At 53.6% G+C, this 16,536-nt stretch carries 17 protein-coding genes; 7 read left to right on the top strand and 10 right to left on the bottom strand.

The annotated features are described in order from the left end of the window. Positions 1–27 precede the first annotated feature (27 nt). Both BZG23_RS13070 and recQ read right to left on the bottom strand, forming a co-directional pair. Positions 28–330: a DUF3630 family protein gene (locus BZG23_RS13070; protein WP_077607195.1), complete on the bottom strand. Its 303-nt coding sequence runs from the start codon at positions 328–330 to the stop codon at positions 28–30. Further along, entirely contained in the window at positions 317–2,131 is a 1,815-nt protein-coding gene (gene recQ / locus BZG23_RS13065) for an ATP-dependent DNA helicase RecQ (RefSeq protein ID WP_198532176.1), read from the bottom strand. Before recQ ends, BZG23_RS13070 begins: the two co-directional genes overlap by 14 nt. Before the next feature lie 237 nt (positions 2,132–2,368). On the opposite strand from recQ, the gene rarD reads away from it, so the two are divergent. Further along, the gene (rarD, locus tag BZG23_RS13060) at positions 2,369–3,301 is read left to right on the top strand and encodes an EamA family transporter RarD (RefSeq protein WP_077479965.1); all 933 of its coding nucleotides are present in this window, start codon (positions 2,369–2,371) and stop codon (positions 3,299–3,301) included. Then, positions 3,298–3,942, top strand: coding sequence for a LysE family translocator (locus BZG23_RS13055; RefSeq protein WP_077607194.1), 645 nt, complete (start codon positions 3,298–3,300; stop codon positions 3,940–3,942). Before rarD ends, BZG23_RS13055 begins: the two co-directional genes overlap by 4 nt. Before the next feature lie 86 nt (positions 3,943–4,028). Here the strand turns inward: BZG23_RS13055 and uvrD are convergent, their stop codons facing one another. Further along, complete coding sequence (gene uvrD, locus BZG23_RS13050) at positions 4,029–6,209, bottom strand: DNA helicase II (RefSeq protein WP_069360776.1); 2,181 nt, start codon at positions 6,207–6,209, stop codon at positions 4,029–4,031. A gap of 241 nt (positions 6,210–6,450) precedes the next feature. Between uvrD and BZG23_RS13045 the strand changes: the two genes are divergently transcribed. From BZG23_RS13045 to BZG23_RS13030, 4 genes are read left to right on the top strand one after another with little or no spacing between them, the layout of a single operon-like run. Then, positions 6,451–6,711, top strand: a complete 261-nt coding sequence (locus BZG23_RS13045; protein ID WP_046074463.1) for a BufA1 family periplasmic bufferin-type metallophore — start codon at positions 6,451–6,453, stop codon at positions 6,709–6,711. 54 nt (positions 6,712–6,765) lie between these two features. Beyond that, positions 6,766–7,605: an MNIO family bufferin maturase gene (gene bufB, locus BZG23_RS13040; protein ID WP_077607193.1), complete on the top strand. Its 840-nt coding sequence runs from the start codon at positions 6,766–6,768 to the stop codon at positions 7,603–7,605. Next, the gene (locus tag BZG23_RS13035) at positions 7,602–8,342 is read left to right on the top strand and encodes an HvfC/BufC N-terminal domain-containing protein (RefSeq protein ID WP_077607192.1); all 741 of its coding nucleotides are present in this window, start codon (positions 7,602–7,604) and stop codon (positions 8,340–8,342) included. The genes bufB and BZG23_RS13035 overlap by 4 nt, the downstream gene beginning before the upstream one ends. A gap of 3 nt (positions 8,343–8,345) precedes the next feature. After that, the gene (locus BZG23_RS13030) at positions 8,346–8,789 is read left to right on the top strand and encodes a DoxX family protein (protein ID WP_077607191.1); all 444 of its coding nucleotides are present in this window, start codon (positions 8,346–8,348) and stop codon (positions 8,787–8,789) included. Here the strand turns inward: BZG23_RS13030 and BZG23_RS13025 are convergent. The 6 genes from BZG23_RS13025 to lptM are packed head-to-tail and all read right to left on the bottom strand — an operon-like array spanning position 8,786 to position 13,400. Continuing rightward, entirely contained in the window at positions 8,786–9,514 is a 729-nt protein-coding gene (locus BZG23_RS13025; RefSeq protein ID WP_077607190.1) for an HAD-IA family hydrolase, read from the bottom strand. The genes BZG23_RS13030 and BZG23_RS13025 overlap by 4 nt on opposite strands. Position 9,515: 1 nt before the next feature. Further along, a complete protein-coding gene (gene xerC, locus BZG23_RS13020; RefSeq protein WP_046074467.1) occupies positions 9,516–10,487 on the bottom strand; it encodes a tyrosine recombinase XerC in 972 nt (323 codons plus the stop codon). Beyond that, positions 10,484–11,176 (bottom strand): DUF484 family protein, encoded by a 693-nt coding sequence (locus tag BZG23_RS13015; protein ID WP_077607189.1) that lies wholly within the window; start codon positions 11,174–11,176, stop codon positions 10,484–10,486. The genes xerC and BZG23_RS13015 overlap by 4 nt, the downstream gene beginning before the upstream one ends. After that, positions 11,173–12,003 (bottom strand): diaminopimelate epimerase, encoded by an 831-nt coding sequence (gene dapF, locus BZG23_RS13010; protein WP_077607188.1) that lies wholly within the window; start codon positions 12,001–12,003, stop codon positions 11,173–11,175. The genes BZG23_RS13015 and dapF overlap by 4 nt, the downstream gene beginning before the upstream one ends. Before the next feature lie 8 nt (positions 12,004–12,011). After that, a complete protein-coding gene (gene lysA, locus BZG23_RS13005; protein WP_077607187.1) occupies positions 12,012–13,265 on the bottom strand; it encodes a diaminopimelate decarboxylase in 1,254 nt (417 codons plus the stop codon). A gap of 24 nt (positions 13,266–13,289) precedes the next feature. Next, complete coding sequence (lptM, locus tag BZG23_RS16505; protein WP_046074471.1) at positions 13,290–13,400, bottom strand: LPS translocon maturation chaperone LptM; 111 nt, start codon at positions 13,398–13,400, stop codon at positions 13,290–13,292. A 77-nt stretch (positions 13,401–13,477) separates the two neighbouring features. Here lptM and cyaY point away from each other — a divergent pair, with 77 nt between their 5' ends. Beyond that, on the top strand, positions 13,478–13,789 hold the full coding sequence (gene cyaY / locus BZG23_RS12995) for an iron donor protein CyaY (RefSeq protein WP_046074472.1): 312 nt from the start codon (positions 13,478–13,480) through the stop codon (positions 13,787–13,789). Positions 13,790–13,831: 42 nt separating this feature from the next. Here cyaY and BZG23_RS12990 read toward each other — a convergent pair whose 3' ends face one another. After that, entirely contained in the window at positions 13,832–16,417 is a 2,586-nt protein-coding gene (locus BZG23_RS12990; protein WP_077579519.1) for a class I adenylate cyclase, read from the bottom strand. Positions 16,418–16,536: the final 119 nt, after the last annotated feature.

The following is a 16,536-nucleotide window of genomic DNA, read 5'->3' as shown; positions in this document are numbered from 1 at the left end:
GCAATCAATCGACGGTGCCAGTGCAATTTAGAGAGGCGGATGACGCGTCCACCAGCGATGTAAAAACGCAATCACCTCATCGCCGTCGCTGTCCAACGGCTCCAACCACACGCTCTGGGTATAATGCGCCGCTTTGAGCATTAGCCGAGTGCCTTCAAAATCAATCAGCCAAGTCATCATGTCAGCGTCTTGTTGCCACTCAAGCACAGAGGCTGCGAGGGTTTCTAACAATGGCTGACAGACTTCTTTAGCATTATCCGCATCCAGCTGCGGCTGATAAAACGCCAAGGCGCCGTCGGACGCCATCAGTTGCCAGTTACTCGGTGCCATAACCAAATTCACTCACACTGAGATGATCATCAATTAAGTCCAAAAATGCATCGCCGAATTTTTCTAGCTTGCGCTGCCCCACGCCACTCACCGCCAGGAGCTCTGCTTGAGATGACGGCAGCATCTCGGCCATTTCCATCAAACTGGCATCGTTAAATACCACGTAAGGCGGAATATCTTCTTCGTCAGCAATGGCTTTCCGTAACTTACGCAGCTTGGCAAACAGTTTTTTATCGTAATGGCGCTGGCTCAGCTTGTTGGCTTTGGTGCGAGGGCTGAGGCCAATACGCGGCACCGCCAGCTCGAGGGCAATCTCGCTGCGCAGCAATGGTCGCGCTTGTTCGGTCAACTGCAGCACCGAACTACGGGCAATGTTTTGCACCAGATAACCGCGGTGGATCAATTGGCGAATAATACTCACCCAGTATTCATGGCTCCACTCTCGCCCGATGCCATAGGTAGAGAGCTTGTCGTGACCATGATCTTTAATGCGCTGATTTTGCATCCCGCGCAACACTTCCACCACATATCCAACCCCGAAGCTTTGGTTAACACGGTACACGCACGACAGCGCTTTTTGTGCTTGTTCGGTGCCATCAAAATGGGTGGGTGGGTCGAGACAAATATCACAGTTGCCACAAGGGGTTTGGCGATTCTCGCCAAAGTAGTTTAGGAGCACTAAACGGCGACAGGTTTGCGCTTCAGCAAACGCGCCCATCGCGATCAGTTTATGGCTTTCGACCTGCTTTTGGGGCCCATCCGGCTTTTCTTCCAAGCAGCGATGGAGCCATCCCATGTCGGAGGGGTCGTACAACAACACCGCTTCAGCCGGTAATCCATCTCGCCCTGCTCGGCCGGTTTCTTGGTAGTAAGATTCAATATTGCGCGGCACATCATAGTGCACCACAAAGCGGACATTGGGCTTATTGATCCCCATCCCAAATGCTACGGTCGCCACCACAATGTTGACATCATCACGTTGAAACGCCTCTTGCACGGAGCCGCGCGCCTCGGTGGTCATTCCCGCATGGTAGGCAGCGGCGAGCATATTGTTATCACACAGTTTTTGAGTGACCTGCTCAACCCGCTTACGACTATTACAATAGACAATCCCTGATTGGCCGCGTTGACCACTCAGAAACTGTACCAATTGCGCCAAAGGTTTGTGCTTTTCCAGCAAGGTGTAGCGAATGTTAGGGCGGTCAAAGCTACCCAGATGTACCAAGGGATCGTGCAGGGCAAGGCGGGATAAAATATCCTCGCGCGTGGTGGCATCTGCGGTGGCCGTCAGCGCCATCACCGGCACGTCAGGAAAGTGCTGTTTGAGCTGGCCTAAAGAGGCATATTCGCGGCGAAAGTCATGGCCCCATTGGGAAATACAGTGCGCTTCGTCGACCGCAATCAACGCCAGTTGCCACTCCGTTAAGCGATGGATAAAGTCGCGCCCTAACGCGCGCTCAGGCGATACATAAAGTAGCTTCACCTCCCCCTGATTTAACGCGCGCAAGGTGTCCGCTTGCGCCTCAGGCGTCATCGCTGAGTTTAAGCACGCCGCGGCAACACCATTAGCATTAAGCTGGTCAACCTGATCTTTCATCAATGAAATCAAAGGTGAAATCACCACGGTCAAGCCAGTGCGCACCAACGCGGGGATCTGATAACACAGAGACTTCCCTCCCCCAGTCGGCATAATCACCAAGGCGTCACGCCCCGCAATCGCCGCATCAATCACCGCTTGCTGACCCTCGCGGAACTGGTGATAACCAAACACCGCTTTGAGTACCTGATGGGCAGGACTCATGGCAGGATCAGCGGTAGCGACGTCAGTTTCGGTTGACGCATCGGCATGGGCGGGGGTGGCGGACATAATCAAGCTCATTACTCAAACTGGCGCTCATTCTACCGACACCCCGTAAGCGATGAAACCCTGAGCACAGAGAAAGGTGCTTGCGCCCGCCCTTACAACTTGTTACATCTAGGCAACATGCACACGTTCGTGTTCATCCCTGACCGACACTTATAACGAGACTGCGCTGTGATTCCTGATCCAAAACGTACACGCCAAGGCGTGTTATTGGCCCTTGCGGCCTACATTATGTGGGGTATCGCCCCCATGTACTTTAAAACGGTCAACCATATTCCGGCGCCGGAAATTTTGGCGCACCGGGTATTGTGGTCGTTTGTTTTTTTGGCATTGCTGCTTTTTTTCACCCGTCGTTTTTATCAGCTCAAGCCGATTGTCCGCGAGCCGAAAAAGCTGTTGATGTTGATGCTCACCTCTTGCTTTATTGGCTGTAATTGGCTGATTTTTATCTGGGCGATTGTCAATAACCGCATGCTGGATGCCAGCCTTGGCTACTACATTAATCCACTGGTGAACGTAGCGCTGGGGATGATCTTTCTTGGTGAGCGTTTCCGCCGTCTACAGTGGCTTGCCGCCGCGCTAGCGTTGGTAGGGGTATTGGTACAACTGATCACCTTTGGTTCACTGCCTTGGATTGCGTTGGTGCTGGCCACCAGTTTTGCGATTTACGGCTTACTGCGCAAAAAAATCAATCTCCCTGCGGTGCCGGGTTTGTTTGTGGAGACCTGCACACTCTTGCCCGTTGCGCTGATTTATCTGTGGCAGTTTGCCGATACACCCAGCGCCAACCTGCTCGATAATCCCATCAGCCTGAATATGCTACTGGCCGCTGCCGGTTTGATCACCACGGTGCCTTTACTGTGCTTTACCGGCGCCGCCACCCGCTTACCCTTAACGGTATTGGGCTTTTTCCAATATATCGGCCCTAGCTTAATGTTTTTACTCGCCGTCGGCTTGTATGACGAACCCTTTACCCCAGATAAAGCCACCACCTTTGCCTTTATTTGGGCCGCCTTGGCGATATTTAGCTTTGATGCCTATCGGGCGAAACGACAGCAAGAGGCCAAGATAGAGACCACGCCTTTGTCAGCAGGAAAATCAGGATGAATGAGTTCGCTATTCTCGCCACGCTGGCGGGGGTGCATATGATTGCGCTGCTCAGCCCCGGGCCCGACTTTGCCTTGGTGCTCCAAAATGCCACCCGTTATGGCCGTGCCACTGGCTTGGCGATTGCGCTGGGGTTATCGCTCAGTATTTTGGCGCACACAATACTGAGCATTACCGGCATCAGCCTGTTGGTACATCAGCACCCGCAACTGTTTATGTGGGTGCAGGTGGCAGGGGGCAGTGTGCTGATGTATTTAGGCCTTAGCGCGATTAAAGGCTTGCTCGCCACCACCACAGCACCGGCGCAAACCGCCAATGATGCGCCTGCGGTACGCGGCCAAAAACAAGCCTTTTGGAAAGGGGTGCTGACCAACCTTTTTAATCCGAAAGCCTTGGTGTTTTTTATTTCGTTGATGAGTACCTTGGTGCCGGCCAGCATGTCTGCCAGCGGCAAAGCCATGGCCGTGGCGGTGGTGTTTCTGCTCTCATTAGGCTGGTTTTCGTCACTCGCCTGGCTGCTATCAGGCAGTCGCGTACAGCAAGTGCTCACCAAAGTCGCCCCGGTTATCGATGGCCTGTGTGCGTTGTTGTTTTTGCTGCTAGGTGGCGCGGTCGTTTGGCAAGCTGGCGTGTTCGGCTAACGATGCAGCTGAAAAACGCAGGTGATAGGATAAATACCAACACGCCCAGCCGAGGCTGGGCGTTTTTTGGCGTTAACCGGTCGAGCTTAAAGCGCTTCCAGTTTGGCGTACTGAGTCACCAACCACTTAATCCCTTCCCCATTAAAGGCAACTTGCACGCGGCTTTGTCCGCCACTGCCTTCAAAGTTGATGATGGTGCCTTCACCAAATTTAGGGTGTTGAACCCGCTGACCCAAACTAAACCCGGTTTGGTTAAAGTTCTCCTGAGTCTGCGTTTTGGAAAAACGACCACCGCTTGCGGCAGGGCGTGAGACATTGGCACGCATCCGCACTTCTTCCAAGCAGGCCTCGGGCAGCTCACGAATAAAGCGCGAGATCTTATGGAACATGTCTTTGCCGTACACACGGCGCATTTCTGCGTAGGTCAGATAGAGCTTTTCCATCGCTCGCGTCATGCCGACATAGCAAAGGCGACGCTCTTCTTCTAAGCGGCCCGCTTCTTCGGCTGACATCTGGCTGGGGAACATACCCTCTTCCACCCCGACCATAAAGACTAAGGGGAATTCGAGGCCTTTGGCACTGTGTAAGGTCATCAATTGGACCGCATCATCAAACTCGTCCGCTTGGCCTTCACCGGCCTCAAGGGCGGCATGGGCCAAGAACGCCGACAGCGGTGTCATCCCTTCCGCTTCCGCCTCTTCAGGAGGCGTAAATTGGCGCGTAGCCGTCACCAACTCTTCCAAGTTATCGACACGCGCTTGCGCTTTTTCACCTTTTTCTTGCTCGTACATGGCGCGCAAGCCGGAGTGACGGATCACCGCATCGGTTTGTTGATACAGTGCCATGTCACGGGTGTCATCTTCTAGCGCATTGACCAGCTCGATAAACCGGCCCAGCGCATTGGCTGCGCGTCCTGCCAGTGCTTTTTCTGCCAAGATTTGCTCGGCCGTGTGCCATAAGGTTTGGCCACGATCGCGCGCCGCGCCACGAAGCGTCTCAAGGGTGCGATCACCAATCCCCCGAGTGGGCGTGTTTACCACCCGCTCAAACGCCGCATCGTCATTGCGATTCGCCATCAAACGTAAATAGGCCAGCGCATCTTTGATTTCCTGACGTTCGAAAAAGCGCATGCCGCCGTAGATACGATAAGGGAGACCGGCTTGAATTAAGGCTTCTTCCAGCACCCGAGATTGGGCGTTGTTGCGGTATAAAATCGCGCTGTCGGTGAGCGCGCCGCCTTCGTCTTGCCAGGTTTTGATTTTCCCGACCACAAAACGCGCTTCATCCAGCTCATTAAAACCGGCATACACAGAGATGGGCTCACCCTCTTTGCCCTCGGTCCACAGGCTTTTGCCCATCCGGTCGGCATTGTTTTCAATCAGGGTGTTCGCCGCTTGCAAAATCGTACTGGTTGAGCGGTAGTTTTGCTCCAAACGAATGGTCTGCGGGGTGGTGAAATCATCCAGAAAACGCTGAATATTTTCGACTTTCGCGCCACGCCAACCGTAAATGGATTGGTCGTCGTCACCGACAATCATCACATGCGCCTGTTGGCCGGCCATCATACGCAGCCACGCATATTGGATGTTGTTGGTATCTTGGAACTCATCCACCAAAATGTGCTGGAAACGCGCTTGGTAGTGTTCGCGGATCACCGCTTTATCGCGCAATAACTCTAACGTTCGCAGCAAGATCTCGGCAAAATCCACCAAACCGGCGCGATCACAGGCTTCTTGATAAGCCTGATAAATCCGCAGCCAAGTACTTTCAACAGGATCATGGCGGGTATCAATGTGCTTGGGACGTAAGCCTTCATCTTTTTTGCCATTGATATACCAACTCGCTTGCTTGGCGGGCCAGTGTTTTTCATCCAAGTTTTGCGCTTTAATTAACCGACGTAGTAAACGCTGCTGATCGTCTGAATCAAGAATTTGGAAGTCTTGTGGCAGGTTGGCGTCTAAATAGTGGGCACGGAGAATACGATGGCAAATGCCGTGGAAGGTGCCACACCACATGCCAGAGGCGGTGCCTTGCATCAATTGCTCGATACGGCCGCGCATTTCCGCTGCCGCTTTGTTGGTAAAGGTGACCGCCATCACCGAGAATGGCGATGCCTCTTCGACCCTCATCAGCCAAGCCATACGATGAACCAGCACCCGGGTTTTACCACTGCCAGCACCTGCCAACACCAAATGGTTGCCGAGCGGCGCGGCCACGGCTTCACGCTGTTTGTCGTTGAGTCCGTCAAGAAGAGTTGATACGTCCATCGCCACCTGCCATTTTACTGGGTATTTATACACTGGTTAGCGATTATACCAGCTCGCCACTAAATTGCGCGCCCGATCCCGACGCAACTTTTTTAAACAATAATTCAGCAGGTTAGCCACCAGCACGCAAAAAATCGCTTAAGTGGTGAAAGATTGCGCAGTGTTTTCCTATCTTGGTTTATATGCCCACCACCAATCAGTGGGCTGATAACACCAACACGGAACAAGAAGAGGAAGCATGATGAAACATACTAACCTAGCGGTTGCCGCCGCTGTGACAGGATTGCTGGCCGTAGGCGCGACCACACTCACTAGCGCACCGGCCCATGCGGCAGAAAAAGAAAAATGCTATGGCGTCGCCAAAGCCGGACAAAATGACTGCGCCACCAACACCAGCTCCTGCGCGGGCACCTCCACCGAAGACGGCCAAAAAGATGCGTTTGTGATGGTACCAAAAGGCTTGTGCGATCGCTTAGCCGGCGGCAGTACCTCGTCATCGTGATATGGCGCGCCCGGGCTAACCCCGGGCTTTGTCATTTGACCACAAGGAGCAACCATGGATGAGGCAACCGTTTTGACCGGCGTGGGGCTCAGACAACCACATCTCGCCTACTTCGACCAATATCGCCCAAAGCTTGGCTGGTTAGAAATTCACAGTGAAAACTATTTCCGTCCCCACCGTCCTGCCTTCTCACCCCTGATGCGGTTACGTGAGGATTACGCCATCAGCTGTCATGGCGTGGGGCTGTCGCTGGGGAGCGACGAGCCGCTTGATCGGGCACATTTAGACAAATTGTGTACACTGGTCAAACACGTCGAGCCACTGTTTGTGTCTGACCATTTAAGTTGGAGCCGGATAGACGGGCAGCACTTTCACGATTTACTCCCCCTCCCTTACACCGAGCAGGCATTGCGGGTGTTTTGCACCAATGTGCAACAGGTTCAAGACGCGCTGCAGCGTCCTCTGCTGATTGAGAACCCATCGAGCTATTTAAGCTTTGCTCAGGGTGACTACCACGAATGGGACTTTCTCGCCGAAGTACACGCTCGCACGGGCTGCGATTTACTGCTCGATTTAAATAACGTTCATGTCAGCGCGTTTAACCATGATTTCAGCGCCAGCACCTACCTTGACGCGATTCCCGCCCATGCGGTGAAAGAAATTCACCTTGCTGGGTTTACCGTCAAACACACCCCCGCAGGAGAAATTTGGATAGACACCCATAACCAGCCGGTTAGCGAGGCAGTATGGACGCTCTATCAACAGTGGATTGACCGCCACGGCCCTCGCCACACCCTCATTGAGTGGGATAGCGACTTGCCCGCACCCGAGCGATTGTTAGCAGAAGCGGCCAAAGCCCACCACCGACTGGCTCGACATAAGGAGGCGGTATGACGCTGGCAACCCTACAGCAGGCCTTTGCTGCCACATTGCGAGATGACCCTCAGCCGCTGCCGATAAAAGACGGTCGCCTTGCCGCTGACAAACGATTGCAGATTTATCGTAACCATTATGTGGTCACCCTCATTGACACGCTAAAATGCGTGTATCCCAAGACCTGTGCACTACTGGGTGAGGCGTGTTTTGATGCGGTAGCGCGTCATCATGCGATGGTGCATCCCCCGCAAACCGGGGTAATGGAAGACTATGGCGCACAGTTCGATGCGACCTTGCGCGCCCTGCCCAATATTATCGAGCCCGTGCCGTGTTGCGCCGAACTTGCCCGTTTTGAGTGGGCGCAAGTGGTGCTCACTCTCACCCCTCCCTCTCCGGCGTTTGAAGGCAGCGCGCTCGCGTTGCTAAGCCCTGAGCAACAAGCGCAGGTTTGTTTACCGCTCAACCATCAAGCGCGTTTATTTGAAAGCGACTACGCGGTGAGTGACGTGTGGCAAGCAATCGCCACCGAGCAGTTCGAAGGCTTGGTGGTCGAGAAGCCGCAAGCTTTATTACTGGTTGCTAACCAAGACAAGGTGCATTGGTACGCGCTCAATACCCATCATGTCAGTGTGCTCAACGCCTGCCCACTCACTCCATTAGGCGCCCTGTCACAGGCGCAACTGGCGTGTGTGTCTGAGCTCGCGGCCATGAATGCATTTACCACCCCAACGACTGCCTGCAATGCTAAGGAGTAAGCCATGTGGCTAACCACAATCAATCACACCTTCGCCCGCGCGCTTACCCCACTGCAACCGCTACTTCTTCTGGTGGGTCGCGTCTATGTAGCGTGGATTTTTTTTCAATCCGGACTGATCAAATACCAAAATTGGGACAGCACCCTATACCTGTTCGAGTATGAGTATCAAGTGCCGTTGCTGCCGTGGCAGCTGGCCGCTTATTTAGGGACCGCGGCGGAGCTGATTTTGCCGATATTTGTTGCTTTGGGCCTGCTCGCGCGTCCCATGACGTTGGCGTTATTTGTGTTCAACATCGTCGCGGTCGCCTCCTATCCACTGCTATGGGAGCGTGGCTATGATGACCACATAATGTGGGGCGTAATCTTGTTGGTGGTCAGTGTGTGGGGGCCGGGGTGGCTTAACCTTGATAACTGGCTAGTCCGCAAACCAAGCGGCACCTATTAGCGGTGCCGTTGCTGAATAAGGGTATCGAGCTCAGATAAATCGTCGATCGCCACATCCGGTAAGGTGCGCCCTTTATGCATCATGGGGGATTGGCGCTCTGGGCGGATCCAACATGCTTGCATGCCCGCTTGGCGCGCCCCAGCTACATCCGAACTTAAGTGATCGCCCACATGTAAAATACGCGCCGGGGCGATGCCCAAGGCCTGCGCGGCTTTATCAAACATCTCTGGGCTCGGCTTGGCTGCCCCGTGTTCACCGGCACGGAAAATATGCTGGAAAAACGGCGTCAGGCCAATCGCATCGGTGTCGACGTTACCGTTGGTGATGGCCACCAATGGCAGTTTCTCGGACCAGGCTTTTAAGTAAGCCAAACTTTGCGCTGGCGGAGTAAAGTCACTGCGATATCCGCAAAAGAAGGTGGTCGCCGCTTGGGCTTGTGCGCGCGCCTTCTCCGCGGTTAAACCAACATGTTCACCGGCAAGCGTCAGCTGCGCAACCCGCATCGCGGTAACATCAAAGCGTTGGGCTGGGTTCTCATCACGGGCTTGGCGGCGAAATCCCGCAAGGGTCGCTTTATCAAGCGCGGCGAGCGGCGGGCAGTGCTCACTCAAATAGTCGTTTAGCGCCGCCTCCGCACGTGCGATCACCGGCCAGTTATCGTACAAGGTATCATCCAAGTCAAAACTCACCGCATCAAACGCGTTTAAGCGACGATAAAATTTCATATCACGACTCCGAGTTGTTTTTTTTGCCTGCGCGAGGTTTGCTAGCCCCTGTGCTGCGGGCGCGAGGATGCGCCGCGTCATACACTTTCGCCAAGTGTTGAAAGTCCAAATGGGTATAGATTTGTGTGGTACTTAAATCGGCATGGCCGAGCAGCTCTTGCACTGCGCGCAAATCCCCGGACGACTCCAGCATGTGAGTGGCAAAACTATGACGCAGTTTGTGAGGATTAATGTGGCTATTCACCGCCTGCTTTTGTCCCCACTCCGCCATACGCTTTTGCACGCTACGGTGCGAAATTCGCTGGCCAAGTTTAGAGATAAACAGTGCCTCTTCTGGCCCTTTGAGGAGCTGGTTACGCACTTTCAGCCAGTTCATCACCCAGGTTTTGGCCATGCCGGAAAAAGGCACGATGCGCTCTTTTTCCCCTTTACCGGTGACACGCAAATCACCTTTACGTACCGAGACATCACGCACGTTGAGAGCCACCAGCTCGGCTAAACGCAATCCTGCGCCATACATCAGCTCCATCATCGCCCGATCACGCACCGACAGCGGGTCGTCTTGATCCACCTCGAGCAGCTGATTCATTTCATCCACATCAAGGTTTTTCGGCAACTGACGCCCTTGCTTAGGCGCGGCGACCCCCTTGGCCGGATTAGCCGCGAGCTGCTCGGTGAGAACGAGGTAGTCGAAAAAGCTGCGCAACGCGGACAGCCGCAACGCAATACTGCCCGGTTTAAGGCCATCGCGTTTGGCTTGGCTCGAAATTTGTCGCACCCAATCCGCATCCACATCTTGCCAATGGGCGATACCTCGCGCGGTCAGAAAGTCGACAATTTTATCTAACTGGCGCTGATAATTGCGTTGCGTATGGGCACTAAGGCCCCGCTCGCTGAGCTGATATTGATAAAAGCGGTCGAGCGGGACCGTCAGTGAACGGGGAGCAGCTTGGTCAGGCGTTACCGCTGTCACTGACGCTCACCCTTTTTCGCCCATTGGCTGCATAAAATGGCCAAGTGCGAGGCCAGCTGTTCGATAAAAAGGGTGTCCATGTCTGGTTGAAAGTGCCCGCCATCTGCGCTCGCAAAGCTCAACAGTCCCCACTCTTTGCCCTCCCCTTTAATCGGTACCAGCGCAAAAGAGCCTAGCTCCGGTGGCGTTGCCATCACCGCTTCCGCATCCACACGGCGCAAGCGCCCAAGATAACAACGACGTCCTGCAAAATGATGGCTTTTTAATTGATCCACCGCCTGACGCGGCATGGTCTGCAGCCCGTCGATAGGCGCATACACCCGTAAGCTAACGGTCAGTTGCAGTTGCTCGCTAAGTGCCGTTAACGCCGCTTGCACCGCCTGTGGCGTGTTGGCACGCAACAGTGCTTGATGCGCTTCAGCAAAAGCACGAAACAGCGCGTCGTTTTTCGCCCCCAGGCTCATCAGCTGGGTAATGTCTTCTTCCAACTCCGCCACCCGCTCACGCAGGCGCTTAAGTTGAATTTCCACCAGCGATACCGCGCCTTGCTCACCGTGTGGCACGGTCAGCTGCGTCAGCAAATCGCGGTGGCGAATAAAAAAATCTGGATTGTCTTTTAAATACGCCGCCACCGCCTCGTCGCTTAGTGGCATGGTTTCTAGTGTCGAGGCTTCTACCCCATCATTCATAATTGCAATTGTCCATCAAATACATGTGTCGCTGGGCCTGTCATTGATAAGGGATGGCCCGGCCCGCGCCAGCGAATGCGTAGATCTCCACCGGGTAAACTCACCGTTACTTGCTCATCCAGCACGCCTTGTATAATCCCGACCGCAACCGCGGCACACGCGCCACTGCCACAGGCTTGGGTTTCGCCGGCACCGCGTTCGTACACTCTAAGCTTAATCGCATTGCGGGAAAGGATCTGCATAAAGCCAGCATTGACCCGTTCAGGGAAGCGTTCGTGACTTTCAAGTAACGGCCCCAAGGTGTCCATATCGGCGTGGTCGACATCCTCAACCACGGTCACCACATGCGGATTGCCCATGCTCACGGCGCCAACAAATAAGGTCTGCTCCGCCACCCGCATTAAGTAGGTTTTCTCTTGCGAGTTGGCACGAAACGGAATTTTTCCCGGCGTGAACTCCGGCTCGCCCATGTTCACGCGCACCTGATTGTCGTTTTCAATGTGCAGCAGCATTTTACCGGCTTGGGTGCTCACGCTGATCTGATGCTTATTGGTCAGGCCTTTCATTCGCACGAAACGCGCAAAGCAGCGCGCACCATTGCCACATTGCGAGACTTCCGATGCGTCAGGGTTAAAAATGCGGTAGTGGAAGTCTGTTTCGGGATCGTAGGGCGGCTCAACGACCAATAGCTGGTCAAAGCCGACGCCACGATGACGATCGGCCAGACGCCGAATCAGATCCGGCGAAAAGAACGCGTTTTGCGTGACACAGTCAACCACCATGAAGTCGTTGCCCAGTCCGTGCATTTTTGCAAACTGTACCTGCATGCCAATCCTTATTCTGGTAGGCGCTGTTCAAGCTGCCATAACGACGCCAAGTTCTCGCGCTCGCGCACAAGGTGTGCCTGGTCGCCATCGACCATCACTTCGGCAGGACGGCAGCGTGAGTTATAGTTTGACGCCATCACAAAGCCATACGCGCCGGCTGAGCGCACCGCCAGCAAATCGCCTGCTTCTAACACCAGCGAGCGATTTTTACCTAAGTAGTCACCCGTTTCACACACCGGGCCAACCAAATCATAGGTTTGCGGTTCACCGTCGCGCGGCACCACAGGGATGATCTCTTGATAGGCTTGATACAGGGACGGACGAATTAAGTCGTTCATCCCCGCATCGATAATGGCAAAGTTTTTGTGCTCACTGTGCTTGAGGAATTCGACCTTGGTCAGCAACACCCCTGCATTGGCAGCAATCGCACGGCCCGGCTCAAAAATCAGCTCAAGATGACGATGATTGTCCAAACGCGCCAACAGCGCTTTGGCATATTCCGATGGCTGCGGCGGTTTCTCGTCGCTGTAGGTCACGCCTAAGCCGCCACCCACATCGAGATGGCGAATCGCAATGCCTTCATCGCCCAAGGTATCAATCAGCGCCAGCAAACGGTCGGTGGATTCAATAAAAGGCGCTAGCTCGGTTAACTGCGAGCCGATATGGCAATCAATACCTTCGACCTTAAGGTGTGGCAAGCTGGCCGCATAACGGAAGCTCGTCAGCGCTTGATCAAAGGCAATGCCAAACTTATTGTCTTTCAACCCGGTAGAAATATAAGGGTGAGTATTGGCATCCACATCGGGGTTAATACGCAGCGATATCGGCGCTTGCACACCCAACTCGCCCGCCACTTGGTTTAAGCGGTCCAGTTCAGAGTGTGATTCCACGTTGAAGCACTTGATGCCTACTTCCAGCGCACGACGCATCTCTGCGGCYGTTTTGCCCACGCCAGAAAACACCACTTTCGCGGGATCACCACCGGCGACGAGCACGCGCTCAAGCTCACCTTGAGAGACAATATCAAACCCTGAGCCCAAGCGTGCCAGCACATTTAATACGCCAATATTGGCGTTCGCTTTAACGGCATAACACACCAAATGCGGGTGGTCGCCCACGGCGCGATCAAACGCGTGCCAATGGCGCTCAAAGGTGGCACGCGAGTATACGTACAAGGGCGTGCCGTGGTCGTGGGCCAGTTGGGTCAAGGGCAGTGATTCAGCCCACAGCTGGCCGTCGTCCTGATAATTGAAATAGTCCAAGGTGCTCTTCCCTGTCGTCGTTGGTTATTGATTTTGCGTCGGTTGTTGGTCCGGATAATACAGGGGCCCTTGTTGGCCACAGCCGGTCAGTGTCATGATGCCAGTGAACATCAGTAAAATGACGAGTTTTCGCATAGTGAATGCCAGTGATTATCGAGTCAATGCCCTCTATAATCGCATCACAACCATGAAAAGCAATAGGATGTAACGGGATGAACACAACGGAATATCATCAGTTGGTCGATTTACAAATGCAGGCCATTGAAGAAGGTATCGATGACTCAGGCGCCGACATCGATTATGAGAGCGTTGGCAACGTGATGACGCTGGAGTTCGATGATGGCAGCCAGATCATCATTAATCGCCAAGAGCCCATGCAAGAAATTTGGGTGGCGTCAAAAAGTGGTGGGTTCCACTTCGCCCTCAAAGACGGCGAGTGGACTTGCAGCAAAACCGGCTTGATCCTGATGGATTTAGTTCAGCAAGAGTGCAGCAAGCACGCTGGCGAACCTATTTCTTGGTGATACATGGTCACGCATAAGCGCCCGCGGCTCGGGCGCTTATGCTCACTTAAATGATGCGACTTGCCCGGTAAACCCGCCTTGAGAAGGCGGACGTGGTGGCTGCCACTGACCATCACATTTAAAGGGCAAGGCTTGGGTGTCGCCCCCGTCATCGGTGACAATCTGATAAAACTGCGGCAAATTAAAGTTAATGAAGTTCGCGCTGTAGCTGTAACGGTCGTGGGACGAGGTATAAAAACGGTTTACGCCCTGTACCATTTCGGTTTTATCCCCGCTGCACTGACGATACACTTCCACCCGATTGTTCTCGTCGAGAATATAGAGGTTGTAACCATTGGTACAATCTTCAAAGAAAAACTGTACTAAGCCCTCGCTGGCATACGCATCCACGACTTCCGGCGGATGCACATCCTGCGGATTATCCACCACCATCACTGGCGTGCCGTTTACCTTGTTGGTGGAAATACAGCGATAAAAGTCGACCGAGTTTTCCAACCGCTGGACTGACACACCACGACGCTCAAAGAACAAACCATGAGTTTGCTTGCCGATGCGTAAGGCTTTAAAACGACGACGCTTCTCTTTTTCAACCGGCTTTAAACGTAATTCAATGCACTCAGCCACCAGTTGGTAAACCAAGTTTCGGATTAAACCGCGCATTTTGCTCGAATAACAGAACACATCGACTGACTCAGGCGGCACCGCATCCTGGTGCATTTTACCCAACATGGTTTTTAGCGCTTCCAAAATGGCATCGTCGCCACGGTAATTGAGCGTGCGCACTTCGTTCCATGAGTTGCGGTAAACGAGGTCAACACTCCCCACCAAGCAGGTTTGTTCAGGGCCATAGCTAAAAATATCGCTATTTTTAAAATCAAAGCGCATCGACGGCTTTTTGTAGGCTGATGTTGGATCGTGCTCCAGGTTGACAAACAAGGCGAGCTGACGGATTTCGCATGGGCTCGACAACGCATCCAGCGTCGGACGTGGAGGGTTGAGCGAGAAGGTATTACGAATATCACTGACCAGCTGATACAAGGTATCAATATCAACATCGGCGTCGCGTACCACGGTATCCAGGCGTGTAGACTCTGTTAGCAGCCCATTGAAAAATGCCCAAGCGACCAGCTTGGAGAGGTAGCTGTTGTGCTCAAGTGGGGCGCGACCGATGATATCGACCGGATCAAGCGAGTGCTTATACAAATACCATCCCGGCGCATTAGTCCGCCCCTCCGGTACTTGAATAAAGGTGAGATCCGGTTCGTGTAAGTCTGGCGAAATTTGCGGGTTGAGCAAGGTGACTTTACCCGGCAACTCTTCAAATGCCGCGTAGAGCTTGCGGGCGAGAATGCTGATGTCTTGCGGGCTAATCGCGGATGTAATGTCGTTACGGCGCGCAAAGCGGATCAGGTTCCGATAACTTTGCATCAAAGCATCAAGCAATTCATTGTGGGCGTGCTGTACTTCCTCGACTTTCCAATGGCGACGATTATCGAGATACGCCAATGCCTGTTCATCCCAGCCCCACTCACGCGCCAATAAGCGCAGCACTTCGCGGCGCCAAGCGACCGAGCCAGTCGCTGGGGACTGGGTCAATTTCTCATGGGTTTTAAGGTAAAAACAACGACGAACCAAATCTAAACGGCGCGTGTCACCAATCGACTCCAAGTAACGGGTGACTTTTTCCAGCATCAGATAATAAGCATCAGATTGATACACATCGACCCAGCCTGCATAGAAGCGGCGTTTGCCATCCACACTCAAAAGCTGGGTGCCGGGATACTGCCACGAGTACGCCTCGAGCAAAATCGCTTTGAGCACCGACTTATACGGCGAATCAATGCTTTTATACAGCTGCCACAAACTCGAGCCAAAATATTCTTCGGCCGGGATGGTCGGCAGGCCGCCAAAATCGACCCAATCACGACGGTCAAGGCCATGTTCGGCTACCAGTGTGTCGACGTACTCTTCATAACAGCCTTCCATCTCTGGTGGTACCATGTACCACAACAGCTTTTGCCCGGCGAGTCGCATAGAGGAGCGATAAAACTCGTCCAGCAAAAGGAAATGCTGGCTGGTGCCACAGTTATCGCTGGTCATCGCTTGGGAGAGATGATGACGAAAGCGCCCCTCACAAACCACAAAAAAATTGGCTTCTATCCCTTGGCTTAACGCCCATTCCGAGATCGCCATGCATTTGGCATCAAGCTTATCGCGCTGAGCGGCCGTTACAGAGGCATCGATACACACCCAAATATCGAGATCACTGGTGAGGCTTTGCCCCATCGAGCCGGTACTGCCCATGGTATACATGCCTTTGATCGGATGGCGCTCACGGCCTTCCACGCAGGCGGTTAAAGAAGAGAAGCGGGTGTTTGAGTGGATCAGGCAATCAGAGACAAACTCTCGTTGTGTCTCATCGAGCGCGTAATCAGCAATACCGAAAGGCACGCTGTCGCCACAAAACCCGGGTAATGCGGGGTGATTTAGATGTAAAAGCACTGGCAGCACATCAAAGATAGCTTGCGCCTGACGGCTCATCGCGGACCGCGCGCGATCCATTCTCACGCGGTTAAACGCTTCTATGCGCTCAGTTTGCTGTTCTACGTATGTTTGCAAGGCAATCATCCAGATTCGTTGACATCCCGGTCAACAGGTCGACGTTACTGTCTTCACCGTATCCGCCCAATTGCAGATAACAAAACGTGATCAATGTAACACTCTCGACAACTCGGGTAAAGCCAATA

Source organism: Salinivibrio sp. ML290 (assembly GCF_001995695.1).
Lineage (GTDB): Bacteria > Pseudomonadota > Gammaproteobacteria > Enterobacterales > Vibrionaceae > Salinivibrio > Salinivibrio siamensis.
The sequence above is the reverse complement of the archived record's forward strand: the minus strand, read 5'-3'. Positions and strand labels throughout refer to the sequence as shown.

Excerpts from the sequence above, each read along its gene's own strand:
- dapF (WP_077607188.1), bottom strand. The coding sequence starts at position 12,003 with ATGCAGGTACAGTTTGCAAAAATGCACGGACTGGGCAACGACTTCATG.
- lptM (WP_046074471.1), bottom strand. The coding sequence starts at position 13,400 with ATGCGAAAACTCGTCATTTTACTGATGTTCACTGGCATCATGACACTG.
- BZG23_RS13035 (WP_077607192.1), top strand. The coding sequence starts at position 7,602 with ATGACGCTGGCAACCCTACAGCAGGCCTTTGCTGCCACATTGCGAGAT.
- recQ (WP_198532176.1), bottom strand. The coding sequence starts at position 2,131 with ATGAGTCCTGCCCATCAGGTACTCAAAGCGGTGTTTGGTTATCACCAG.
- BZG23_RS13030 (WP_077607191.1), top strand. The coding sequence starts at position 8,346 with ATGTGGCTAACCACAATCAATCACACCTTCGCCCGCGCGCTTACCCCA.
- BZG23_RS12990 (WP_077579519.1), bottom strand. The coding sequence starts at position 16,417 with ATGATTGCCTTGCAAACATACGTAGAACAGCAAACTGAGCGCATAGAA.
- BZG23_RS13055 (WP_077607194.1), top strand. The coding sequence starts at position 3,298 with ATGAATGAGTTCGCTATTCTCGCCACGCTGGCGGGGGTGCATATGATT.
- BZG23_RS13015 (WP_077607189.1), bottom strand. The coding sequence starts at position 11,176 with ATGAATGATGGGGTAGAAGCCTCGACACTAGAAACCATGCCACTAAGC.
- bufB (WP_077607193.1), top strand. The coding sequence starts at position 6,766 with ATGGATGAGGCAACCGTTTTGACCGGCGTGGGGCTCAGACAACCACAT.
- uvrD (WP_069360776.1), bottom strand. The coding sequence starts at position 6,209 with ATGGACGTATCAACTCTTCTTGACGGACTCAACGACAAACAGCGTGAA.
- BZG23_RS13045 (WP_046074463.1), top strand. The coding sequence starts at position 6,451 with ATGAAACATACTAACCTAGCGGTTGCCGCCGCTGTGACAGGATTGCTG.
- BZG23_RS13025 (WP_077607190.1), bottom strand. The coding sequence starts at position 9,514 with ATGAAATTTTATCGTCGCTTAAACGCGTTTGATGCGGTGAGTTTTGAC.
- BZG23_RS13070 (WP_077607195.1), bottom strand. The coding sequence starts at position 330 with ATGGCACCGAGTAACTGGCAACTGATGGCGTCCGACGGCGCCTTGGCG.
- cyaY (WP_046074472.1), top strand. The coding sequence starts at position 13,478 with ATGAACACAACGGAATATCATCAGTTGGTCGATTTACAAATGCAGGCC.